This window comes from Algibacter aquimarinus, from assembly GCF_039543265.1.
Classification (GTDB): Bacteria; Bacteroidota; Bacteroidia; order Flavobacteriales; family Flavobacteriaceae; genus Algibacter_B; species Algibacter_B aquimarinus.
The window spans coordinates 288,381-308,797 of record NZ_BAABJK010000004.1 but is presented as its reverse complement, the minus strand read 5'-3'; the positions used below and the strand labels follow the sequence as shown (position 1 = coordinate 308,797).

The window sequence follows — 20,417 nt, the reverse complement described above, 5'->3', positions numbered from 1 at the left end:
AGGGGTGTATGTAACCCTTATTACATAATTAAAGTGTTTTAATTAATTCCGTAAAAAGGCTTACCATATTGGGTTCTGCTTTTCCTGCCATTGCTATAATTTCACTAATGTCTACAGGTTTTAGATTGTCTGGGTCGCATTCATCTGTTAAAACTGACACAGCAGCTACTTTTAAATTTAAATGGTTGGCAACAATAACTTCCGGAACGGTACTCATTCCTACAGCATCAGCTCCCATTATTTTTAGCATACGGTATTCTGCTCTGGTTTCTAATTGCGGTCCAACAACACTTACATAAACACCTTCATGAAGCTTTATATTGTTGTTTTTCGCTATTTTTTTAAATTCTGAATTGATATTAGAATCATAAGGAGCACTCATATCAGTAAAACGCTCACCTAGAAGTTCAACACCTTTAAATGCCAGTGGAGAACTGCCTTGAAGATTAATATGGTCTTCAATTAGCATGAGTTCACCTTTTTTAAAGTTGAGGTTAATAGCTCCGGAAGCATTGGATACTAATAAGGTCTTTATGCCTAATTTTTCCATAATACGAACTGGATAAGTAACGTCTTGCAACGAATAACCTTCGTATAAATGAAAACGCCCTTGCATGACAATAACTTTTTTACCAGCCATATTACCATAAATGAGTTTTCCTTTATGAAACTCAACAGTAGCTGTTGGAAAGTTAGGAATATGATTATAACTAACCTCTTTTTGTATTTCTATTTCGTTTATTAATTGCCCTAACCCTGTGCCTAGAATAATACCCACTTCTGGGTTGTCAAAACCTTTGTCTTTTAAATAATCAATCGTTTCTTCTATAAACTTAATCATGTAATTGTTTAATTTTTTCTTGTAATTGTGTATTAAATTGATAAAACTTTGAAGCTATTAAATCCTCATAGGTGTCAATATCATTTAAAGTCTCTAAGGTAGTAAATGTGATGTGTTTTTCATTTAATTCTTGAAGTGTTTCCTCTAATAAGTGCGTTTGACTCCAAGGTTTATTTTCAAAAGCTAAGTTGTTCATTTTTGAAAGTCCAATTAAATAATAACCACCATCTTCAGCGGGTCCAAAAACCATATCATTTTCTTTCAAAGCCTCTAACCCTTTGTTGATGTGATTTGCTGTAATATCTGGTAAGTCTGAGCCTATTAAAACGATACGGTTGTAACCATCTTCAAAACCTTTCTTAAAAGCGTTCTTCATGCGCTCACCTAAGTCGATACCTTCTTGAACGGCTTTAAAATCTGATGACCATTTTGAGTCAACAACAGCATCAGAAAAATAAATACGTTTATCGGCAGTTAAATTTTTTGTGGCTTTTTCAGTAACCTTTACCAGCTCGCTGTAAACTTCGAAAGCTCCTTGGTTACCTATGGTTTTTGCAAGTCGAGTTTTTACTTTTCCAAGTTTTATGTTTTTCACAAAAACAATTACCAGTGCTTTATTCATATACTTTTATACCTTTTTTTAGCCATCTGCTCCATTCCTTTGAAAATGTGTGAATGGAATCTGTTGTTTTTTCTTGCGAATTTAGAACTTCTAAATCGTTGTTTTTCCATTCAAAAATACCACCATATAAATTGTAAACATTGGTATATCCTGCTTTTTTAAGTTTTTCTGCTACATCTTCAGAGCGAATACCTAAAGAACAATACACTACTATTTTTGAATCTTTATTTGGTAGCTTAGGTTGAATAGAAGCCAAGTTAAATGAGTCGTAACCCACACAAATAGCATCTTGTAAATGACTGGTTTTAAATTCTTTTTCTTCTCTAGAATCTAATAAAATAACATTTTCTTTTTCATTACTTAGAGCTTCAACAGATATATATGGAATCGTCTCTTGATTCTGTTGTTTTAAGAGTTTAGATAATTTTTTCTGTGAAAACCCAGAAATTGAAATTCCAATTAATATGAATAAAAATATGTTTTTCATGTCATGCTTTTAAGCAACGCTTCCTTGACAACTACTTCCTGCGCCAGCTGTACAACCATAACAATGCTGAGAAATAACAATATTTCGTCCTTCTAACAAGTCTTGGTTATACTCTGATATGTGTTTTGCTTTACTATTTACTGGAAGTTCTAACATTTGATTAAAATCGCAATCAAATAAATAACCATCCCAACTTACAGAGAGTGTATTGGTACACATTACATTTTCAACAGCAGCAGGATTATAGGCTTCAACTAGAGAATACATATAATCTTCATAATTTTCTGAAGCAATTAAGTAATCTAAAAAACGTGAGATTGGTAAATTAGTAATGGCAAATAAATTATGAAACTGAATGCCAAAATCTTCGAGTAATGCTTTTTTGAAATCTTTTTCCATAGCCATTTGGTCACCTGGTAAAAAAGCACCTGATGGATTATAAACCAAATCTAATTTTAGGCTACTTCCGGGCATACCATAACCAACAGCGTTTAATTCTTGAAGCGCTTTTATGGATTTATCAAAAACACCATCACCACGCTGTTTATCAGTTTTGCCACGTGTCCAATGTGGCATAGAACTTACTACGTGCACATTGTGTTTTTTAAAGAATTCGGGTAAGTCGTAATATTTTTTATTAGCTCTGATGATGGTTAGATTAGATCGCACAATAAAATCTTTAATACCAACTTTTGCAGCTTCTTCAACAAACCAACGGAAATCAGGATTCATTTCTGGTGCGCCTCCCGTTAAATCTAAAGTATGTGCACCTGTATTTTTTATAACGTCCAAACATTGTTGCATGGTTTCTCTGGTCATGATTTCTTTGCGGTCTGGACCAGCATCAACATGACAATGTTCGCAAACTTGATTACACATGTAACCTACATTAATTTGTAATATTTCTAGCTTTTTTGCTTTTAAAGGAAACTGATCTGTTTCTGATATTTTTTCTTTAAATGTTGGTAATTCTCCATTTTTAAAAATACCATTAGACAGAATTTCTAATTGCCTGTTGCTGTTTGCTAAATCGCTCTCGCGTTTGTGTAGTGACTTTATTGCCATATTTTGATTTGAGAATTATGAACTACAAATTCGTGATAAAAAATCAAAAAACCGTAGTTCAAAAGCTGTACCTTATTTTACCCGTCTAACTTGTTTACTTTATTCATCATTTGAACACCATGCACTAACGTTGCGCCGCTTTTTATAGCTGCACCAACGTGAATAGCTTCCATCATTTCTTCTTTTGTTACGCCACGTTGCAAACTGTCTTTGGTGTAAGCGTCAATACAATATGGGCATTGTTCAGTATGCGCTACTGCTAAGGCTATTAAAGATTTTTCGCGAGCTGAAAGTGCGCCTTCTTCAAAAACTTTGCCATAGTACTCAAAAAATTTGTTACCTAATTCCTCACTCCATTCAGTGATTTTTCCAAATTTTCTTAAGTCTGCAGGATCGTAATATGTTTTACTCATAAAATATTTTTTGGCTAAAGATAGAAATCTAAATGATTAAGTCGGAAGGTTTATTGCAACTTAACAAAAATCGCCAATTAATATTAAAAAATATTGCATGGCGATTTTTAAAAGTATGTTTAGTTATTACATTACTCTTTAATTAAACTTCTTGAAATCACAATTTTTTGGATCTCGGAAGTTCCTTCGTAAATCTGCGTAATTTTTGCATCACGCATTAAACGTTCTACATGATATTCTTTAACAAAGCCGTTACCACCATGTATTTGAACAGCTTCAACAGTGTGTTCCATAGCTACTTTGGATGCATATAATTTTGCCATGGCGCTAGATTTATCGTAGTTATTGCCTTGGTCTTTATCCCAAGCGGCTTTCATTACTAACATTCTAGCAGCTTCAATATCGGTATACATATCAGCTAATTTGAAAGCTATAGCTTGGTGGTTGCAAATTTCAGTACCAAATGCTTTTCGTTCTTTCGAATATTTTAAAGCTAATTCATAAGCTCCTGAAGCAATTCCCAGAGCCTGAGCTGCAATACCTATTCGTCCACCGGAAAGTGTTTTCATAGCAAAGCGAAATCCAGAACCGTTAACCCCAATTCTATTTTCTTTAGGCACTTTTACATCGTTAAATTGCAAGGTATGTGTGTCGCTTCCGCGTATTCCTAATTTATCTTCTTTTGGTCCAATGTCGAAACCTTTAGTGCCTTTTTCAACAATAAAAGCATTAATTCCGTGAGACCCTTTGTCTCTATCTGTTTGTGCTATAACCAAATAAACATCGGCACGTCCACCGCTTGTAATCCAGTTTTTTGTACCGTTAATTATGTAATGATCGCCTTTATCTATAGCAGTTGTACGTTGTGATGTAGCATCGCTTCCAGCTTCAGGTTCACTTAAACAGAAAGCACCAACAAATTCTCCAGTGGCAAGTTTTGTTAGGTATTTTTGTTTCTGTTCTTCAGTTCCATAGGCTTCTAAACCATAGCAAACTAAGGAATTATTAACGGAAACAATTACTGAGGCAGATGCGTCAATTTTTGATAATTCTTCCATAATCAGAACATATGAAATCGCATCCATACCACTTCCTCCATATTTAGGGTCTACCATAATTCCCATAAAACCTAAATCTCCCATTTTTTTAACAAGGTCTTTAGGAAATTCCTGTTTATTATCACGCTCAATAACTCCTGGAAGCAGTTCTGTTCTGGCAAAATCGCGAGCCGCATCGCGAATCATTATATGTTCTTCTGAAAGGCTAAAATTCATAATTCTTAATTAAATTAATGTTTTAATAAAAAATGTTTACAAATATAGCTTTTAATTGTGAATTCTTAAAAACTAAAAGCTTGATTTCACTGCTTAAATTCTTTATAATTTTAACTAAGATGATTACTTTTACTTTCTATGATGAAATCTGAGTATAATGTAATTGGTGTCATGTCTGGGACTTCTTTGGATGGAGTAGATTTAGTATTAGTCAATTTTCAGAAACAGAAAAATTGGGGTTTTGAGATTATTAATGCCGATACCATAAAATACAGTAAGAAATGGTATAGCGTATTAAAGTCTTTAGTTTCTTTCTCTTTTGAAGAATTACAAAATATAGATAAAGATTATACCGAATATCTTGGAGAGATTATTAATAGTTTTTTAGAGAAGAATAAAATAACCCATATAGATGCAATTTGTTCTCATGGACATACCGCTTTACATCAACCACACAAGTGTTTAACATATCAAATAGGTAACTTACCTGCTTTAGCAGATTTGTTAAATCAAAATGTGGTTTGTGATTTTAGAATACAAGATGTTAAATTAGGTGGTCAAGGTGCGCCCCTAGTTCCTATTGGCGATGAGTTATTGTTTTCAGAATATGATTTTTGTCTGAATTTAGGAGGATTTGCCAATATTTCAATGAATTTTGATGGTGAGCGTATTGCTTACGATATATGTCCGGTTAATATTGTTTTAAACAAATATGTAAATCAACTTGGGTTGCCTTATGATGATGAGGGTAGGATTGCGAAAAGTGGTAGTTTGAATTTTAAATTGTTAGATAAATTGAATAATCTAGAGTTTTATAATGAGGAACATCCAAAATCTCTAGGTTTAGAGTGGGTAAACCATAATATTTTTCCAATTATAGATGGTTTTCAACTTGATTTAAAAGACATTTTAAGAACTTTTATTGAGCATATCGCTATTCAAATTGCTTCAGAGACTAACAAAAAAGCAGAAGCTACTGTTCTTGCAACAGGCGGAGGAGTTTACAATACATTTTTAATAGAAAGATTAAAACATCATTCAAAAACTTCAATTTTATTGCCTTCAAATAGTATTATAGAGTTTAAAGAAGCACTAATTTTTGGTTTTTTAGGTGTTTTAAAGCTTAGAAATGAAGTTAATTGCTTAAAAAGTGTTACCGGTGCATCAAAAGACCACAGTTCGGGTAGAATATTTCTTCCTTAAAAATCACATAAAATTAATCTTAAAGGATTTTTAGTTTTTTATATTTGTTACATTAATAATAACTTAATAGATTTCTTATGACTCAATTATAGCTGCATTTAAACTTACCTCAGAATAAAAACTAAGAATGTTAGCTATAAATGAATCAATTTTAAATAGAAATGAAAGAATTATTAAAAAAATACGAAAATAAAACCCCAGAAATTGTCTTTAATTGGAAAGACTCTCAAACAGAAGCTGAAGGTTGGGTAGTTATAAACTCATTGCGTGGAGGTGCTGCTGGTGGAGGAACAAGAATGCGTAAGGGGCTTGATATGAATGAAGTTTTATCATTAGCAAAAACCATGGAAATCAAGTTTACAGTTTCTGGTCCAGCTATTGGTGGTGCTAAATCGGGTATTAATTTTGATCCTAAAGATCCTAGAAAAAAAGGCGTATTAGAACGTTGGTATGGAGCTGTTTCACCTTTGTTGAAAAGTTATTACGGAACAGGAGGAGATATGAATGTAGACGAAATCCATGAGGTTATTCCAATAACGGAACAAAGTGGCGTTTGGCACCCACAAGAAGGAGTTTTTAACGGGCATTTTAAACCGACTGAAGCTGATAAAATAAATAGAATAGGACAGTTACGGCAAGGTGTGATTAAGGTTATTGAAAACCCCGATTATTCCCCAGATGTTACAAAAAAATATACTGTAGCAGATATGATTACAGGTTTTGGAGTAGCTGAAGCTGCAAAACATTATTATGATATTTATGGAGGTTCCATTGAAGGGAAACGTGCTGTAGTTCAGGGCTTTGGAAACGTGGGAGCAGCAGCAGCATTTTATTTATCTCAAATGGGGGCTAAAATTGTTGGAATTATTGATATTGGCGGAGGCCTAATAAATGAAGATGGATTCTCATTCGATGACATTTGTCATTTTTTTGTTACCAAAAAGGGTAATACTTTAGTAGCAGAAAATTTAATCCCTTTTGAAGAAATTAATAAAAAGATTTGGGCACTAAAAACGGAAATTTTTGCGCCTTGTGCAGCCTCACGTTTAATTACTATTCATCAAATTGACGAAATGATTGATAGTGGACTAGAAGTTATATCTTGTGGAGCAAATGTGCCTTTTGCAGACAAAGAAATTTTCTTTGGACCAATCATGGAGCACACAGATTATAAAGTAAGTTTAATTCCAGATTTTATTTCAAATTGTGGAATGGCAAGAGTTTTTGCGTATTTTATGGAGCGTAAAGTACAAATGACTGATGAAGCCATTTTTAACGATACATCAAACATAATTAGAGACGCCATACAAAAAGTATACAATAATAATAAGTCAAAAACCGAAATGAGTGCAACAGCATTTGAAATTGCGCTCAAACAACTAATTTAACCATATATGGAAACAGTAATTATTTTAGTATTTGTAATGGGCTATTTAGCCATTACCCTAGAGCATAGTATAAAAATTGATAAACTTATACCAGCACTGGTCATGATGGCTATTTGTTGGGCGCTAATAGCTCTTGGTTTAGAAACGTTTCCGCAGTGGTTTGATTCTGGCAAGCACTTGCTTATGGAGAACTTTGGTTTATTAGGTCATGAAGAAAAAATGCACCTGATGGAAGAAACGTTGCTTCATCACTTAGGTAAAACTTCTGAAATATTAGTGTTTCTAATGGGTGCAATGACTATTGTTGAAATCATCGATTATTTTGATGGGTTTTCAACTATCAAAAGTTTTATTAAGACTAAGAAGAAATCTAAAATCCTATGGATATTTGCTATTCTAGCTTTTATTTTATCTGCAATAATAGATAACCTAACCGCTACAATTGTATTAATTTCTATTCTTCAGAAAATTGTAAAAGATAGAAATGTACGAATCTGGTACGCCGGTTTAATTATTATTGCGGCAAACGCTGGTGGTGCATGGTCTCCAATTGGTGACGTAACAACAACAATGTTGTGGATTGGTAAGAAAGTAACTACTGGTCACTTAATAGGATACTTATTACTGCCTTCATTTTTATGTATGGCTGTTCCAACATTAATCGCATCTTTTCTGCCAGCATTTAAAGGAGATTTACAAATGGAAGAGGCTGATGAGAAACCAAAATCTAGATTTAGTGCTACTATGCTTTATTTAGGTTTAGGAGCTATTGTTTTTGTGCCAATTTTTAAAACGGTTACTCATTTACCACCTTATGTTGGTATGATGTTGTCATTAGGAATAGTTGCCACATTTGCTGAAATTTATAGTAGCTCTAAGTTTAGTATGTCTGGGCATGATTCGGAAGAACATGAAGCTCATGCACATCATAGTCCAGTTCATTCAGCTTTAGCAAAAATAGAATTGCCAAGTATATTATTTTTCTTGGGTATTCTGATGGCTGTTGCTGCTTTAGAATCATTAGGAATACTGTTTAATTTTGCAACATCATTGCAAGATTCAATGCCTCAATTAGGAACTGAAATGCACTCAGGTGGTGTTTCAGATTTGGTAGTCTTACTTTTAGGTGTTGGTTCTGCCGTAATTGATAATGTACCGTTAGTTGCTGCTAGCTTGGGTATGTTTTCTGAGCCTACAGATCATGAATTATGGCACTTTATCGCCTTTTCTGCTGGCACAGGTGGTAGTATGTTAATTATTGGCTCTGCAGCTGGTGTTGTTGCTATGGGTATGGAAAAAATAGATTTCTTCTGGTATTTAAAAAAGATAGCTTGGTTAGCTGCTGTTGGATTTTTAGTAGGTTCAGCTGCATTCATGCTTACTAGAACAGTTTTTTAGAAATAATATTCAAAAGAATTATCTAATAAAATTATAGGAATCAAAAAATAACGAACTATACTTTTATAGAAAAATAAGCGTTATACAGTTGCAATAAATTAATTATTATATGCTAAACACAATATTACAAAACACACAACAAGGTACAGAAGTGCTTACTAATGGAGAATCTGTTGAAAAAACTCTTTCAATCATAGAATTAATAAGTAGTGGTGGTGCTGCTGGACAAGTTATAATTGCCATCTTATTCTTATTACTTATTGTAGCTACTTATATTTATTTTGAAAGGATATTTGCAATTAAAGCAGCATCTAAGGTTGATTCGAATTTTATGAATCAAATTAAAGACCATGTTAGTAATGGGAAAATAGACTCGGCGCAAATGCTCTGTGCACAATTAAATTCTCCAGTTTCACGATTAATAGGAAAAGGAATCTCTAGAATTGGGAAACCATTAGCCGATATAAATACAGCTATAGAAAACGCTGGACGTTTAGAAATTTACGGACTAGAAAAAAACGTAAGTATTTTAGCAACTATATCTGGAGCAGCACCTATGATTGGTTTTCTTGGTACAGTTGTTGGAATGATATTAGCAATATTTGAACTTGCCAATGCTGGCGGAACCATACAAATGGATGTTTTAGCTGGTGGTTTGTACACCGCAATGACAACTACAGTTGCTGGTTTAATAGTTGGTATTGTTGCTTATATAGCCTACAACCATTTAGTAGTTAGAACAGACAAGGTAGTGTATCAAATGGAAGCAAATTCATTAGAATTTTTAGATCATTTAAACGAACCAACCTAGTATGAATTTTAGAGGAAGAAATAAAGTAACACCAGAATTTAATATGTCGTCTATGACGGATATTGTATTTCTATTACTTATCTTTTTTATGATTGCTTCTACCTTAGTAACAACCAATGCTATTGATATTTTATTGCCAAAAGCAAGTGGTAAAACAGAAAACAAAAAATCTGTTGCAGTAAGTATAAAAAAGGATTTAACGTATTATATAGATCAAAAAAGAGTAGGAGAAAGCGTTTTAGAAAATGAGCTTTTAGCAGCACTGTCTTCTCAAGAAAAGCCAACTATAGTCTTAAGAGCTGAAAAATCGGTACCTGTTGAAAATGTTGTAAAGGTTATGGATATAGCTAATAGAAATAAATTTAAAGTAATTTTAGCAGTAAAACCCAATTAATGAAATACTTTAAAACCAAACACGAAAAAGATTCGGCAAAAATAACCACTTTAATAACAGTAATTATATTGTTGTTATTGTTTGTTGTTGGAGCGCCTTATATGGATCCTCCAGAAGAGTATGGTGTTGCTGTTAATTTTGGCAATAGTAGTGTTGGTAAAGGTAAAGTACAACCTAAAGCTCCTGTGAAATCAGAGCCTCTTAAAGTAGAGGAGCCACCCCAACCAGAAGCCTCAAAAGTAGAACCGACATCATCGACAGAAGCTAAAGAAGAGGTTTTAACAGCAGATAATGCTGAAGAAATAGCTATCAAAAAGCAAAAAGCAGCTGAAGCTAAGGCTAAAGCTATTGCAGATGCTAAAGCAAAGGCTGAAGCAGATAAAATTGCAAAAGAAAAGCGAGAACAAGAAGAAAAACGAAAAAAGCTAGATGCATTAATTGGAGGCGTAAGTAAATCTGAAGGTACTGAAACTGGAAGTGAAGGAAATGATAACAGAGCAGGAGACAAAGGACAATTAGATGGAGATCCGTATGCGCCTAGTTACTTTGGAGGCAAAGGCACAGGAAGTGGTGGTGTAGGTTATGGTCTAAATGGTAGAGGACGAGCAACTTATAAAACTCTTAAACAAGATTGTAACGAATCTGGAATGGTAATTGTTAAGATTATTGTAAACCAGAGTGGAAATGTAGTTGAGGCAGTACCTGGTGTAAAAGGCACTACAAATACGGCACAATGTTTATTAGATCCTGCAAAAAAAATAGCGTTATCTCATAAATGGCCTGCAGATTCAAAAGCCCCAGCAAAACAAATAGGTTTTGTTAAAGTAAACTTCAAATTGGGACAGTAAACAATGACGTATCAAGATACTCTTAATTGGATGTTTTCACAACTTCCAATGTATCAAAAACAAGGGAAATCTGCCTACAAAACGGATTTGAATAATACTATTTTATTAGTAAATCATTTAAAAAATCCACATCAAAAATTTAAATCCATTCATGTTGCTGGTACCAATGGAAAAGGCTCTACAAGCCATATGCTATCATCAATTCTTCAAGAAGCGGGTTATAAAGTAGGATTGTATACGTCTCCACATTTAAAAGATTTTAGAGAACGTATTAAAATTAATGGTAAAGAAATAAGTAAACAATTTGTAATTAGTTTTATTGAACGGAATAAGGTTTTTTTTGAAGATCATCAGTTATCTTTTTTTGAAATGACTGTTGGTATGGCATTCAATTATTTTTCAAAGCAAAAAGTAGATATAGCTGTTATAGAAGTTGGCCTTGGCGGTAGATTAGACTCAACAAATGTTATTACTCCAGAGGTTTCTGTAATTACTAATATAGGTTTGGACCACATGCAGTTTTTAGGCAATACTCTCGAGGCTATCGCTTATGAAAAGGGAGGTATTATTAAACCAAATATCCCTGTGGTTATTGGTGAAACTCAAAAAGAAACTCAACCAGTTTTTGAGAAGATAGCATCAAAAAACAATTCTGAGATTACTTTTGCTGATAAAGAAATTAGTGAAGTTTTTAAATCAGATTTAGCAGGTAGTTACCAAATTAAAAACACTAAAACAGCAATTCTATCCATAAACAAGCTTAAAGAGAAAGGTTTTAAATTAACAAAAGAGCATATTAAAAATGGATTACAAAATGTTGTAAAGAATACTTCACTATTGGGGCGTTGGCAAATTTTAAATGAAAAACCAAAAGTAGTTTGTGATACAGGTCATAATAGAGAAGGGTTAATCTATGTAATGAATCAATTAAAAGGAGAGATTTTTAATAATCTTCACATGGTTTTTGGAGTTGTTAATGATAAAGATATAAGTTCTATAATCGATTTATTACCAAAACAAGCCTTGTATTATTTCTGTAAGCCAAATATAAAACGAGGATTAGATGAGAATGAATTAAAAAGAATTTTTAATGATTATGGTCTAATAGGTGAAGCCTACAGTTCTGTTAATGAAGCTTATAATGAAGCTTTAAATAATGCTAGAAAAGAAGATTTTATTTTTGTTGGTGGAAGTACTTTTGTAGTAGCAGAAATAATTTGAAATTTTAGTAAAAAAGTTTTTGCAGTATTAAAAACTAGATTATATTTGCAGTCCAATTTAGAGGGCGCGTAGCTCAGTTGGTTCAGAGCACTTGGTTTACACCCAAGGGGTCAGGGGTTCGAATCCCTTCGCGCCCACACAAAAAACCTGATAATTTATTATCAGGTTTTTTTATACTCTTCATTTAGATTTGTTTTTTAATTGATTTGTTTTATCTTTTAAAAAAACTCTCACCTTAATGAATAAGAATATAAAAGATGTATACAGCGAAATTTTTAAATCTTATGGGCACCCGAGCTTAGATGAGCATATTCGTAAAATAATTGAGCTAGATGCTTATCTGCCTTATAGTTCTACTTTTTTTTGTATTACCAATACCCAAGATTTAACTTTTGAATATATAAGTAAAAATATGACTGCTTGTTTAGGTCTTGATAAAGAAACTCTAAAAAGTAATGGCATGCGTTATTTCTGGGGAAGAATGCATGAGGACGATGTGGAAAACTGGTTAAAAGCCCTCAATGAACTTATGATTTTTACCTTAAAAGAAATCGATGCTCAGGATAGAGGTAAAATGACTTATACTTGGAATTATAGACTAAAAAACGGGGATGATAAATATGTGAATATTATACAGAATACTACCCCGTTAGAATTTGATAAAGAAAATAAACCTATTATTGGCTTAGCGCACTACACAGTTTTACACCCAGACGTTAATTTACAAATTTGTGCTTCAGCTAAATTGCTTAATGATGCTAATGAGTATGAAACTAAATATTTTAGTAATTTTTCGCAAAAGCTATTATCAAATGGTATTACCAATAGAGAACGAGATATAATACGTTTATTAATCTTAAATTATTCAAGTAAAAAAATAGCCGAAAAGCTTAGTATAAGTTCTAACACTGTAGACACACATAGACGAAATATCTTGAAAAAATTAAACATCTCATCTACTGGAGAGTTAATTGGTATTTTAAAATTAAATCAGAATTTAATATAAGTTATTAAGCTGTTTTAAATGCCATTTTATCGAAAACCAGAAGTAAATACATTAAAATACTCAAATTGAGTATTGTAGATTAAGTCTTTAAGTTAGATATTTACAATGCTATTAATTAGTTCTTAGGGAGAATTATATAATATTAAGTGTTTGTTTTAGTAAATTAAAACAGGCACTTTTTTAATTTTATTAAATTAAATCTAAAACTCGTTCTAAAGCCATACCTCTCGAGCCTTTAATTAGAAAAGTAGTGTTTTCCATTTGAGATAAATCAAATTCATTTTTAAAATCATCAAATGTGTCGCATTGAAAGGATTTTTCAGAATTTATTTTTGATTCATAGAAGTTTTCTCCAATAAAAAATATTTGATCAATATTTAAAGAAATAGCCAAAGCAGCAATATTTTGATGTTCTAATTTAGCGTCTTTTCCTAACTCAAACATATCTCCTATAATAGCAATTTTATACCCTTGTTGTTTTTCAAAACTAACCAATGCAGCTCTCATACTTGAAGGATTTGCATTGTAGGCGTCTAAAATAATTTTATTAGTACCTCTTTTTATTATCTGGGATCTGTTATTTTTAGGTACAAAATTCTCAATAGCAGACTTAATATCATTAGGTTCAATTTTAAAATAATTACCAATTGTTATTGCTGCCGAAATGTTATTGAAATTATATTCGCCAATAAGTTGACTTTGAATTATAGCATTTCTAAAAACACAAGACACGAAAGGTTGTGCTTCAACAAAATTAATTGACACGTCGGTTCCTAAAACACTATTACCAAAAGTGAAAACATTTGCTTTTTTAGTTTTCTCAACTTGAATAGGGTCATTAGCATTTACAAATATTGTTTTCTTATTTTTAATTAAATAAGTATACATTTCGCTCTTACCTTTTATAACGCCTTTAACGCCTCCAAAACCCTCTAAATGAGCTTTACCAAAATTTGTAATATATCCAAAGTCTGGTTGGGCAATGTTACATAAAAATTCAATTTCCTTTTGGTGATTAGCTCCCATTTCAACAATACCAATTTCGGTTTTATCAGTTAGGGATAATAGAGTTAATGGAACTCCAATATGATTATTTAAATTACCTTTTGTAGCAGTTGTAACATATTTTTGAGATAAGACAGCGTTTATTAATTCTTTGGTTGTTGTTTTACCATTACTGCCGGTTAAGGCTATTATTGGTTTATCAATATAATGTCTATGAAACGTAGCAAGCTTTTGAAGTGTTTCTAAAGCGTTATCCACTAATATTGTTTTTGAAGAGGTGCTAAATTCAGTTTCATCAACTATAGCATATTTGGCTCCTTTTTCTAAAGCGATTTTGGCGTAGGTATTTCCGTTGAAGTTTTCTCCTTTTAAGGCAAAAAAGATATCGTTTTTTTGAATGTTACGAGTGTCTGTACTAACAGAATTACATTCTAAAAAAAGCTGATGTATTTGTTCTATTTTCAAAGGTTAAATTTTGAATTAAATGTATAAAAAAAGTCCTAACAATTGCTAGGACTTTTTGATTATTATTAAAAAACTTAACTAGTTTTTTGTTTTCGTTTTTGCTTTACTTTTAGATCCTACACGAGACATAGCACATCTGAAGCCGATGTAATCTGTAGCCATATCTTGAGGAAAATAACGACGTTGAGCTGGGTCTAACCAATATTCTCTGTCTTTCCAAGAACCACCTTTGTAAACTCTTACTTCGTCGTTAATTAAAGATGTTCTGTTATTTCCTTTATCATACTCTCTCACAATATTTCCAAGAGAATCTCTTGTTATAGAGTGTTTTGGAGAATTGTACATTTTTCTAGTTTCAGAATCTTTTTTCTCACCCTCCATTCCTTCATCATCATTAAAGCTTTCAAAATATCTAGAAGATCGCTTGTCACCATCTCTAAAGTTTATTTCATCACTTTTATCAAAATTAGTACGTAAATAAGTTTCATTTTCATCTACAGGAACTTGTAAAATTTCACCAGGTAAATTTCTAGCTACAACTTTACCATTAGATAAGGTATCGTAAACAATATCATCAATAGTAACAACTTTTACAGTACCATCATCATTAATGGCATTTTTTGTATAAACGTTACCACGGTAGTAGTTGAAATCATTAAATTCATCATCTACTATAGGTCTGTAAACATCAGCTACCCATTCAGCAACATTACCAGCCATATCATATAATCCAAAATCATTTGGTTCGTATGATTTTACAGCGTTTGTAATATCTGCACCATCATCTGACCAGCCAGCAATTCCACCATAATCACCTTTTCCTTGCTTAAAGTTTGCTTTTTGATCGCCTCTAGTTTTACGTTTTCCAGAACGTGTGTATTGTCCATCCCAAGGATATTTTTTACGCCCTCTGTACATATTATAGCTTCTTATCTCACTTAATCCTAACGCAGCATACTCCCATTCTGTCTCAGTTGGTAGTCTGTATTTAGGAGAAATTATACCAGTTTCACGAGTAGCATAAATATTAGTTTCATTACCATCAGCATCGGTTTGTACATTTCTTCTACCTCTACCTTGAGCATTTATAATTTCTTCGTTTCCACCGTATGTTAAAGTTGGTGCATTTATATAAGTGTCTGTGCTAAAGTTTGAATCAGCATTAACATCTAATATTTTTGCATCACGCTTTAAATAACCAGCTTTTTCTAAGTTATATTCGTTTACACGGTCTGAACGCCAGTTGGCAAATTCTACAGCTTGAATCCAACTTACACCAACTACAGGATATTCTCCATAAGCTGGATGACGTAAATAATTTTCCGTCATTACTTCATTGAAGCCTAAACGATTTCTCCATACTAATGTATCTGGTAAAGCACCATGGTATATAGCTCTAAAATTTTCATCCGATGGTGGGTAAACTCTTTTAATCCAATCTAAATACTCCATGTACATAGCATTGGTAACTTCTGTTTCATCCATATAAAATGATTGAACATGCTGTTGATTAGGACTATTATTCCAATCATGCATTACATCATCCTGAACTCTACCTTTTGTGAAAGTTCCCCCTTCAACAAAAACTAAACCTGGAGAAGTTTCTTGTTCTTTAAAATCTGCGTTGTATTGGAAACCACCTTCTCTTGAGTTGATATTCCATCCTGTTGCTCTTGAACTATTCTTTGAGCTAGAAGATTTTTTACAGCCAGTTGAAACAACTACAAGTGCTAAAACTAACAAAACCTTTAATGATACTACTTTTTTCATATCCATACTTTTAAGTAAGCTAATAATATTTTTGGTGCTGCAATATAAGAATTAAACCGAATAACGCAAGCTATTTTATGCATTTTAACCAAAAAAAAGTGTATTTCACCCTATTTTTCATGCATTACAACGATGTTTTTGATGTATTTTACCATTGTTTTGTGTTGTATTAACGCCCGATTTCATAATTTATTATTGTATTTTTGAAGCAGTTTTTAAAAATGTAGTTTTTTTAATAATAACAACATATTATAGACGTTATTTTAACAATGAAAGAAAAATTATTGCTATTATTTTTTATTAGTACGACTATTCTGTTTGCTCAACAGAAGAAATATACTATTAAATGGGAGGCTTCAAAAGTATTGTCTGGAGGTAATTTCAGTATTGAGATTCCATCTTTTGACAAAGAGTATTTTACTTTTGATTTTGATCAAGGGTTACAATTTGTTAATCAATTCAAAATTTTTAGTGAAATAAATGAAACTTCTACTACAATAAGTAATGTAGTGTATGAGTCTATTACAAAACAGGATTTAAAAGATTTAGATGTAAACTTAATACCAAATGGTGTAAAATTTAAATTAAAAAACACAAAATCTAGAGATAAACTTAATGCACTTCTTCAATTATCTCCAATAATAAAGGATGATAATGGTAATTTAAAAAAAATTACATCATTTCAAATAAATTATAACAGTAATAATACTAGAAAGGAGCTGTCTTCTAAAACAAGTAGAAACTCTAAAATTATTACTAATTCTGTTTTAAATTCTGGAGAATGGTATAAATTTTATGTTGACACTACTGGTGTTTTTAGATTATCTAGAAGTTTTTTACAAAGATTGGGGGTTAATGTAAATACCGTAGATCCAAGAAATATAAAGCTTTATGGTAATGGCGGACGAATGATTCCGTTCTCTAATTCTGTTGAGTACCCTTTTGATGTTCAAGAAAATGCTATAAAATTTGTTGGAGAAGAAGATGGTGTTTTTGATAATCAGGACTATATTTTATTTTATGCTCAAGGTCCTAAAGAGTTTAATGCAGAAAGTAATACCAATATTAATTGCTACACAGATAAAACTTACTATTATATAAATGTTGGCGCTGGTAACGGTAAAAGAATTCAACCCTTTAGCCAGCCAACGGGTCCTGTAGATTTGGTTATAGATACTTTTGAAGATTATAAATTTCATGAAATTGATCAATATAACATTGCTTCTATAGGAAGGCGTTGGTTTGGAGACCGATTTGACGTATCCAATAGCAAGACATTTGATTTTGAATTTCCAGATTTAATTACCACAGAACCAATTCAATTAAGAGTTTTTACAGCTGCTGCCTCAACCACGACAACTTCAGTTGATATTTCTGTTAATGGGACATCTGTTGCTAACAGATCATTATCTGGTTCTTCTACTCCAAGTTTGGCCAGTGAAGCTTTTTATGTTGCTAGTTTAAATGTAAATAGTTCAACTATTTCTGTAGGTATTGATTATGATAATCAAGGAAATCCAAGCGCATTAGGATATTTAGATTATATATCAATAGAAGCTACCAGAGCACTTAATTTTCAAGGAAATCAATTTCAATTCAAAAAGAGGGCTGTAGCTAATTTATCTGGTGTTGGCCAATACAGTATAAGTAATGCTTCACAAATTTCTGAAGTTTGGGACGTAACAGATATATACAATGTTTCTAGCTTTTTAAACTCCAATGAAGAGTCTAATCTTACTTTTACCTCTCAATTAGGGACTTTAAAAACCTATGTTGCTTTAACGCCTACAGACTATTTTGATCCTAAATTTGATGAAAATACAACTGTAACAAACCAAAATATAAAAGGTACAGTATTTTTAAATAGTGAAGGGAGTTTTGAAGACGTAGATTATATCATTGTTGCACCAAACAATATGCTTAATCAAGCAAATCGTTTGGCAGAAATTAATAGAAAACAATACAATTTAAACGTAAAGGTTTATAGTTTATCAGAAATTTACACAGAATTTAGTACAGGAAACCAAGACGTAGGCGCCATAAGAAATTTGATAAAGTATGTTTACGATAATGCAAGTACAACAGAAAATAAGATAAAGTATGTATGTTTATTTGGTGATGGATCTTTTGATTATAAAGATAGAATTCCCAACAACACTAATATTGTCCCATCTTGGTATTCTTACAATAGTTTTAATTTGACTAATTCTTTTGTATCTGATGATTTTTATGGGATGATGGATGAAAACGAAGGTACTATGGCAACTAGTGATAAGTTGGATATCGCTGTTGGAAGGATACTTGCAGATACTCCTCAAAGAGCAAAAGAGTTGGTAGATAAAATTGAATCGTATTATGCAAAGGAAACTTTTGGTAGTTGGAGAAATAATTTTGTAGTAATATCTGATGATGTAGACCGAAGTTTTAATCCCGCCACGGGAGTGACTTCAGATTGGGAAAAAGTTATTCAAGGAACAACAGATATTATTGGAGACGAGGTAACTCAAGAAAAACCTTTTATTAATGTGGTTAAAATTCATACTGATGCTTTTCAACAGGAATCTTCAGCTGGAGGGAACAGATATCCTCAGGTAAATAATGAAATAATTAATGCTGTTGACAATGGAGCTTTAGTAGTTAATTATTTTGGGCATGGAGGAGAAGAAGGCTTAGCAGGAGAACGTATTTTGTCAAAACCAGATATTTTGGCGTTTCGTAATTTTTGTAAACTCAATTGTTTTGTTACTGTAACTTGTGAATTCACAAAATTTGATAACCCATTTCGGGAAACAGCAGGTGAGTTTACATATTGGAGTAAAGAAGCAGGAGCTATAGGTTTAATAACAACAACCCGACAAGTATTTGTGACTTTTGGTATTAATATTAATGAAACCTTAGGGCAATATTTATTTTCATATAGTGATAATGATAACTTTGAAGATGATGAATATCCTTCTATGGCAGAAGCTTTAAGGTTAACTAAGAATGATTCTAGAATAACAGGGTCAGCCCAAAAACGCCTGGTGTTTTTTATTGGAGACCCAGCAATGAAACTAGCATTTCCTCAACCTAGTATTCGGTTAACAAAAATAAATGATGTTCCGGTAACTCAACCAACAGATACTTTAAAATCTTTAAGCTATATAAAACTTGCAGGTGAAGTAACAGATGTGTCTGGAAATGTATTAGATGATTATAATGGCATACTATCAGCAACAATTTATGATAAACTTGTTAATAGGCAAACTTTAGCAAACGATGGAACAACTGATAATGCTACAGGAGACTTAATAAAACTGGATTTTACTACTCTTGGTGAAATAATATTTAGAGGCCAAGCATCGGTTACCAATGGTCAATTTGAATTCGATTTTGTAGTACCTAAAGATATAGGAATACCTGTAGGCTTGGGTAAAATAAGTTTTTATGCTAAGAATGAGCAATTGCTTCAAGATCAAACAGGAGCAGATATAAGTACATTAAGAATAGGAGGTATAAATGAAAACGCTACAGAGGATAATGTAGGTCCTGTAATTACACTGTTTATGAACGATGAAAATTTCGTTTCAGGCGGTATCACTAACGAATCTCCTACGCTTTTAGCTAAATTGGAAGATGAAAATGGAATAAATACTGCAAGTGGTATAGGGCACGATATTGTTGCAATTATTGATGGAGACGAAACTAATCCTATAGTTTTAAATGATTATTACCAAACTGAAGTTGATGATTATCAAAAGGGTGTTCTTAGTTTCCCTCTTAGAGATTTAGAACCTGGTTTACACACCTTAACGCTTAAGGCATGGGATGTTTACAATAATTCATCAATATCAGAAATTCAATTTATTGTATTCGATGAAGATCAAGAATTGGTTATAAACAATGTGCTAAACTACCCAAATCCTTTTGTAAATTATACAGAATTTTGGTTTAATCACAATAGTTCTGAACCTTTAGACGTTTCTATACAGATATTCACCGTTTCAGGAAAACTAGTAAGAACATTAAATGGGCAAACTATTGGTGGTACAAAAGCTACCAGTTCACTATCGAAAGATATTATTTGGGATGGAAGAGATGATTTTGGTGATAAAATAGGAAAAGGAGTCTATTTATATAAGCTTACAGTGTATTCCAGCCTATTGAATAAAAAAGTAGAAAAAATAGAGAAACTTGTTATACTCTAATAAAAAATTATATTTGCTA

The 20,417-nt window shown here is 32.2% G+C and carries 17 protein-coding genes and 1 tRNA gene; 10 read left to right on the top strand and 8 right to left on the bottom strand.

The window, feature by feature from the left end; all coding sequences use genetic code 11:
- Nucleotides 1-28: 28 nt before the first annotated feature.
- The 6 genes from ABD939_RS04225 to ABD939_RS04200 form a co-directional block, all read right to left on the bottom strand.
- Complete coding sequence (locus ABD939_RS04225; RefSeq protein WP_345164841.1) at nt 29-841, bottom strand: purine-nucleoside phosphorylase; 813 nt, start codon at nt 839-841, stop codon at nt 29-31.
- Nucleotides 834-1,463 (bottom strand): TIGR04282 family arsenosugar biosynthesis glycosyltransferase, encoded by a 630-nt coding sequence (locus ABD939_RS04220; protein ID WP_345164838.1) that lies wholly within the window; start codon nt 1,461-1,463, stop codon nt 834-836. Before ABD939_RS04220 ends, ABD939_RS04225 begins: the two co-directional genes overlap by 8 nt.
- Nucleotides 1,456-1,950, bottom strand: a complete 495-nt coding sequence (locus tag ABD939_RS04215) for a rhodanese-like domain-containing protein (RefSeq protein ID WP_345164836.1) — start codon at nt 1,948-1,950, stop codon at nt 1,456-1,458. The genes ABD939_RS04220 and ABD939_RS04215 overlap by 8 nt, the downstream gene beginning before the upstream one ends.
- Before the next feature lie 9 nt (nt 1,951-1,959).
- The gene (gene arsS / locus ABD939_RS04210; RefSeq protein ID WP_345164834.1) at nt 1,960-3,015 is read right to left on the bottom strand and encodes an arsenosugar biosynthesis radical SAM (seleno)protein ArsS; all 1,056 of its coding nucleotides are present in this window, start codon (nt 3,013-3,015) and stop codon (nt 1,960-1,962) included.
- Nucleotides 3,016-3,092: 77 nt separating this feature from the next.
- Nucleotides 3,093-3,428, bottom strand: a complete 336-nt coding sequence (locus ABD939_RS04205; protein WP_345164832.1) for an arsenosugar biosynthesis-associated peroxidase-like protein — start codon at nt 3,426-3,428, stop codon at nt 3,093-3,095.
- A gap of 131 nt (nt 3,429-3,559) precedes the next feature.
- Entirely contained in the window at nt 3,560-4,702 is a 1,143-nt protein-coding gene (locus ABD939_RS04200; RefSeq protein WP_345164830.1) for an acyl-CoA dehydrogenase, read from the bottom strand.
- A gap of 138 nt (nt 4,703-4,840) precedes the next feature.
- On the opposite strand from ABD939_RS04200, the gene ABD939_RS04195 reads away from it, so the two are divergent.
- The 9 genes from ABD939_RS04195 to ABD939_RS04155 all read left to right on the top strand — a co-directional run bounded on the left by ABD939_RS04195 (nt 4,841) and on the right by ABD939_RS04155 (nt 12,971).
- Nucleotides 4,841-5,905 (top strand): anhydro-N-acetylmuramic acid kinase, encoded by a 1,065-nt coding sequence (locus ABD939_RS04195; RefSeq protein ID WP_345164828.1) that lies wholly within the window; start codon nt 4,841-4,843, stop codon nt 5,903-5,905.
- 161 nt (nt 5,906-6,066) lie between these two features.
- Nucleotides 6,067-7,293: a Glu/Leu/Phe/Val dehydrogenase dimerization domain-containing protein gene (locus ABD939_RS04190; RefSeq protein WP_345164826.1), complete on the top strand. Its 1,227-nt coding sequence runs from the start codon at nt 6,067-6,069 to the stop codon at nt 7,291-7,293.
- A 6-nt stretch (nt 7,294-7,299) separates the two neighbouring features.
- Nucleotides 7,300-8,691, top strand: coding sequence for a sodium:proton antiporter NhaD (gene nhaD / locus ABD939_RS04185; protein WP_345164824.1), 1,392 nt, complete (start codon nt 7,300-7,302; stop codon nt 8,689-8,691).
- Between the two features lie 109 nt (nt 8,692-8,800).
- Nucleotides 8,801-9,502: a MotA/TolQ/ExbB proton channel family protein gene (locus tag ABD939_RS04180; protein ID WP_345164822.1), complete on the top strand. Its 702-nt coding sequence runs from the start codon at nt 8,801-8,803 to the stop codon at nt 9,500-9,502.
- 1 nt (nt 9,503) lies between these two features.
- On the top strand, nt 9,504-9,896 hold the full coding sequence (locus tag ABD939_RS04175; protein WP_345164820.1) for an ExbD/TolR family protein: 393 nt from the start codon (nt 9,504-9,506) through the stop codon (nt 9,894-9,896).
- Entirely contained in the window at nt 9,896-10,744 is an 849-nt protein-coding gene (locus ABD939_RS04170; RefSeq protein WP_345164818.1) for an energy transducer TonB, read from the top strand. The genes ABD939_RS04175 and ABD939_RS04170 overlap by 1 nt, the downstream gene beginning before the upstream one ends.
- 3 nt (nt 10,745-10,747) lie before the next feature.
- Entirely contained in the window at nt 10,748-11,965 is a 1,218-nt protein-coding gene (locus ABD939_RS04165) for a bifunctional folylpolyglutamate synthase/dihydrofolate synthase (protein WP_345164816.1), read from the top strand.
- Nucleotides 11,966-12,027: 62 nt separating this feature from the next.
- Nucleotides 12,028-12,102 (top strand) — tRNA-Val (locus ABD939_RS04160).
- Between the two features lie 101 nt (nt 12,103-12,203).
- Nucleotides 12,204-12,971, top strand: a complete 768-nt coding sequence (locus tag ABD939_RS04155) for a LuxR C-terminal-related transcriptional regulator (protein ID WP_345164814.1) — start codon at nt 12,204-12,206, stop codon at nt 12,969-12,971.
- A gap of 189 nt (nt 12,972-13,160) precedes the next feature.
- On the opposite strand, the gene ABD939_RS04150 is transcribed toward ABD939_RS04155, so the two are convergent.
- Together ABD939_RS04150 and gldJ are read right to left on the bottom strand one after the other, a co-directional pair.
- Nucleotides 13,161-14,441 (bottom strand): UDP-N-acetylmuramoyl-tripeptide--D-alanyl-D-alanine ligase, encoded by a 1,281-nt coding sequence (locus tag ABD939_RS04150; protein ID WP_345164812.1) that lies wholly within the window; start codon nt 14,439-14,441, stop codon nt 13,161-13,163.
- A gap of 78 nt (nt 14,442-14,519) precedes the next feature.
- Complete coding sequence (gene gldJ / locus ABD939_RS04145) at nt 14,520-16,217, bottom strand: gliding motility lipoprotein GldJ (RefSeq protein ID WP_345164810.1); 1,698 nt, start codon at nt 16,215-16,217, stop codon at nt 14,520-14,522.
- Nucleotides 16,218-16,480: 263 nt separating this feature from the next.
- Between gldJ and porU the strand changes: the two genes are divergently transcribed.
- Complete coding sequence (porU, locus tag ABD939_RS04140; protein ID WP_345164808.1) at nt 16,481-20,398, top strand: type IX secretion system sortase PorU; 3,918 nt, start codon at nt 16,481-16,483, stop codon at nt 20,396-20,398.
- Nucleotides 20,399-20,417 lie beyond the last annotated feature (19 nt).

What these genes read in the sequence shown, in the direction of transcription:
- ABD939_RS04200 (WP_345164830.1), bottom strand. Translation starts at nt 4,702, where the DNA reads ATGAATTTTAGCCTTTCAGAAGAACATATAATGATTCGCGATGCGGCT.
- ABD939_RS04155 (WP_345164814.1), top strand. Translation starts at nt 12,204, where the DNA reads ATGAATAAGAATATAAAAGATGTATACAGCGAAATTTTTAAATCTTAT.
- porU (WP_345164808.1), top strand. Translation starts at nt 16,481, where the DNA reads ATGAAAGAAAAATTATTGCTATTATTTTTTATTAGTACGACTATTCTG.
- arsS (WP_345164834.1), bottom strand. Translation starts at nt 3,015, where the DNA reads ATGGCAATAAAGTCACTACACAAACGCGAGAGCGATTTAGCAAACAGC.
- nhaD (WP_345164824.1), top strand. Translation starts at nt 7,300, where the DNA reads ATGGAAACAGTAATTATTTTAGTATTTGTAATGGGCTATTTAGCCATT.
- ABD939_RS04225 (WP_345164841.1), bottom strand. Translation starts at nt 841, where the DNA reads ATGATTAAGTTTATAGAAGAAACGATTGATTATTTAAAAGACAAAGGT.
- ABD939_RS04170 (WP_345164818.1), top strand. Translation starts at nt 9,896, where the DNA reads ATGAAATACTTTAAAACCAAACACGAAAAAGATTCGGCAAAAATAACC.
- ABD939_RS04205 (WP_345164832.1), bottom strand. Translation starts at nt 3,428, where the DNA reads ATGAGTAAAACATATTACGATCCTGCAGACTTAAGAAAATTTGGAAAA.
- ABD939_RS04215 (WP_345164836.1), bottom strand. Translation starts at nt 1,950, where the DNA reads ATGAAAAACATATTTTTATTCATATTAATTGGAATTTCAATTTCTGGG.
- ABD939_RS04175 (WP_345164820.1), top strand. Translation starts at nt 9,504, where the DNA reads ATGAATTTTAGAGGAAGAAATAAAGTAACACCAGAATTTAATATGTCG.
- ABD939_RS04190 (WP_345164826.1), top strand. Translation starts at nt 6,067, where the DNA reads ATGAAAGAATTATTAAAAAAATACGAAAATAAAACCCCAGAAATTGTC.
- ABD939_RS04180 (WP_345164822.1), top strand. Translation starts at nt 8,801, where the DNA reads ATGCTAAACACAATATTACAAAACACACAACAAGGTACAGAAGTGCTT.
- gldJ (WP_345164810.1), bottom strand. Translation starts at nt 16,217, where the DNA reads ATGGATATGAAAAAAGTAGTATCATTAAAGGTTTTGTTAGTTTTAGCA.
- ABD939_RS04195 (WP_345164828.1), top strand. Translation starts at nt 4,841, where the DNA reads ATGATGAAATCTGAGTATAATGTAATTGGTGTCATGTCTGGGACTTCT.
- ABD939_RS04165 (WP_345164816.1), top strand. Translation starts at nt 10,748, where the DNA reads ATGACGTATCAAGATACTCTTAATTGGATGTTTTCACAACTTCCAATG.
- ABD939_RS04220 (WP_345164838.1), bottom strand. Translation starts at nt 1,463, where the DNA reads ATGAATAAAGCACTGGTAATTGTTTTTGTGAAAAACATAAAACTTGGA.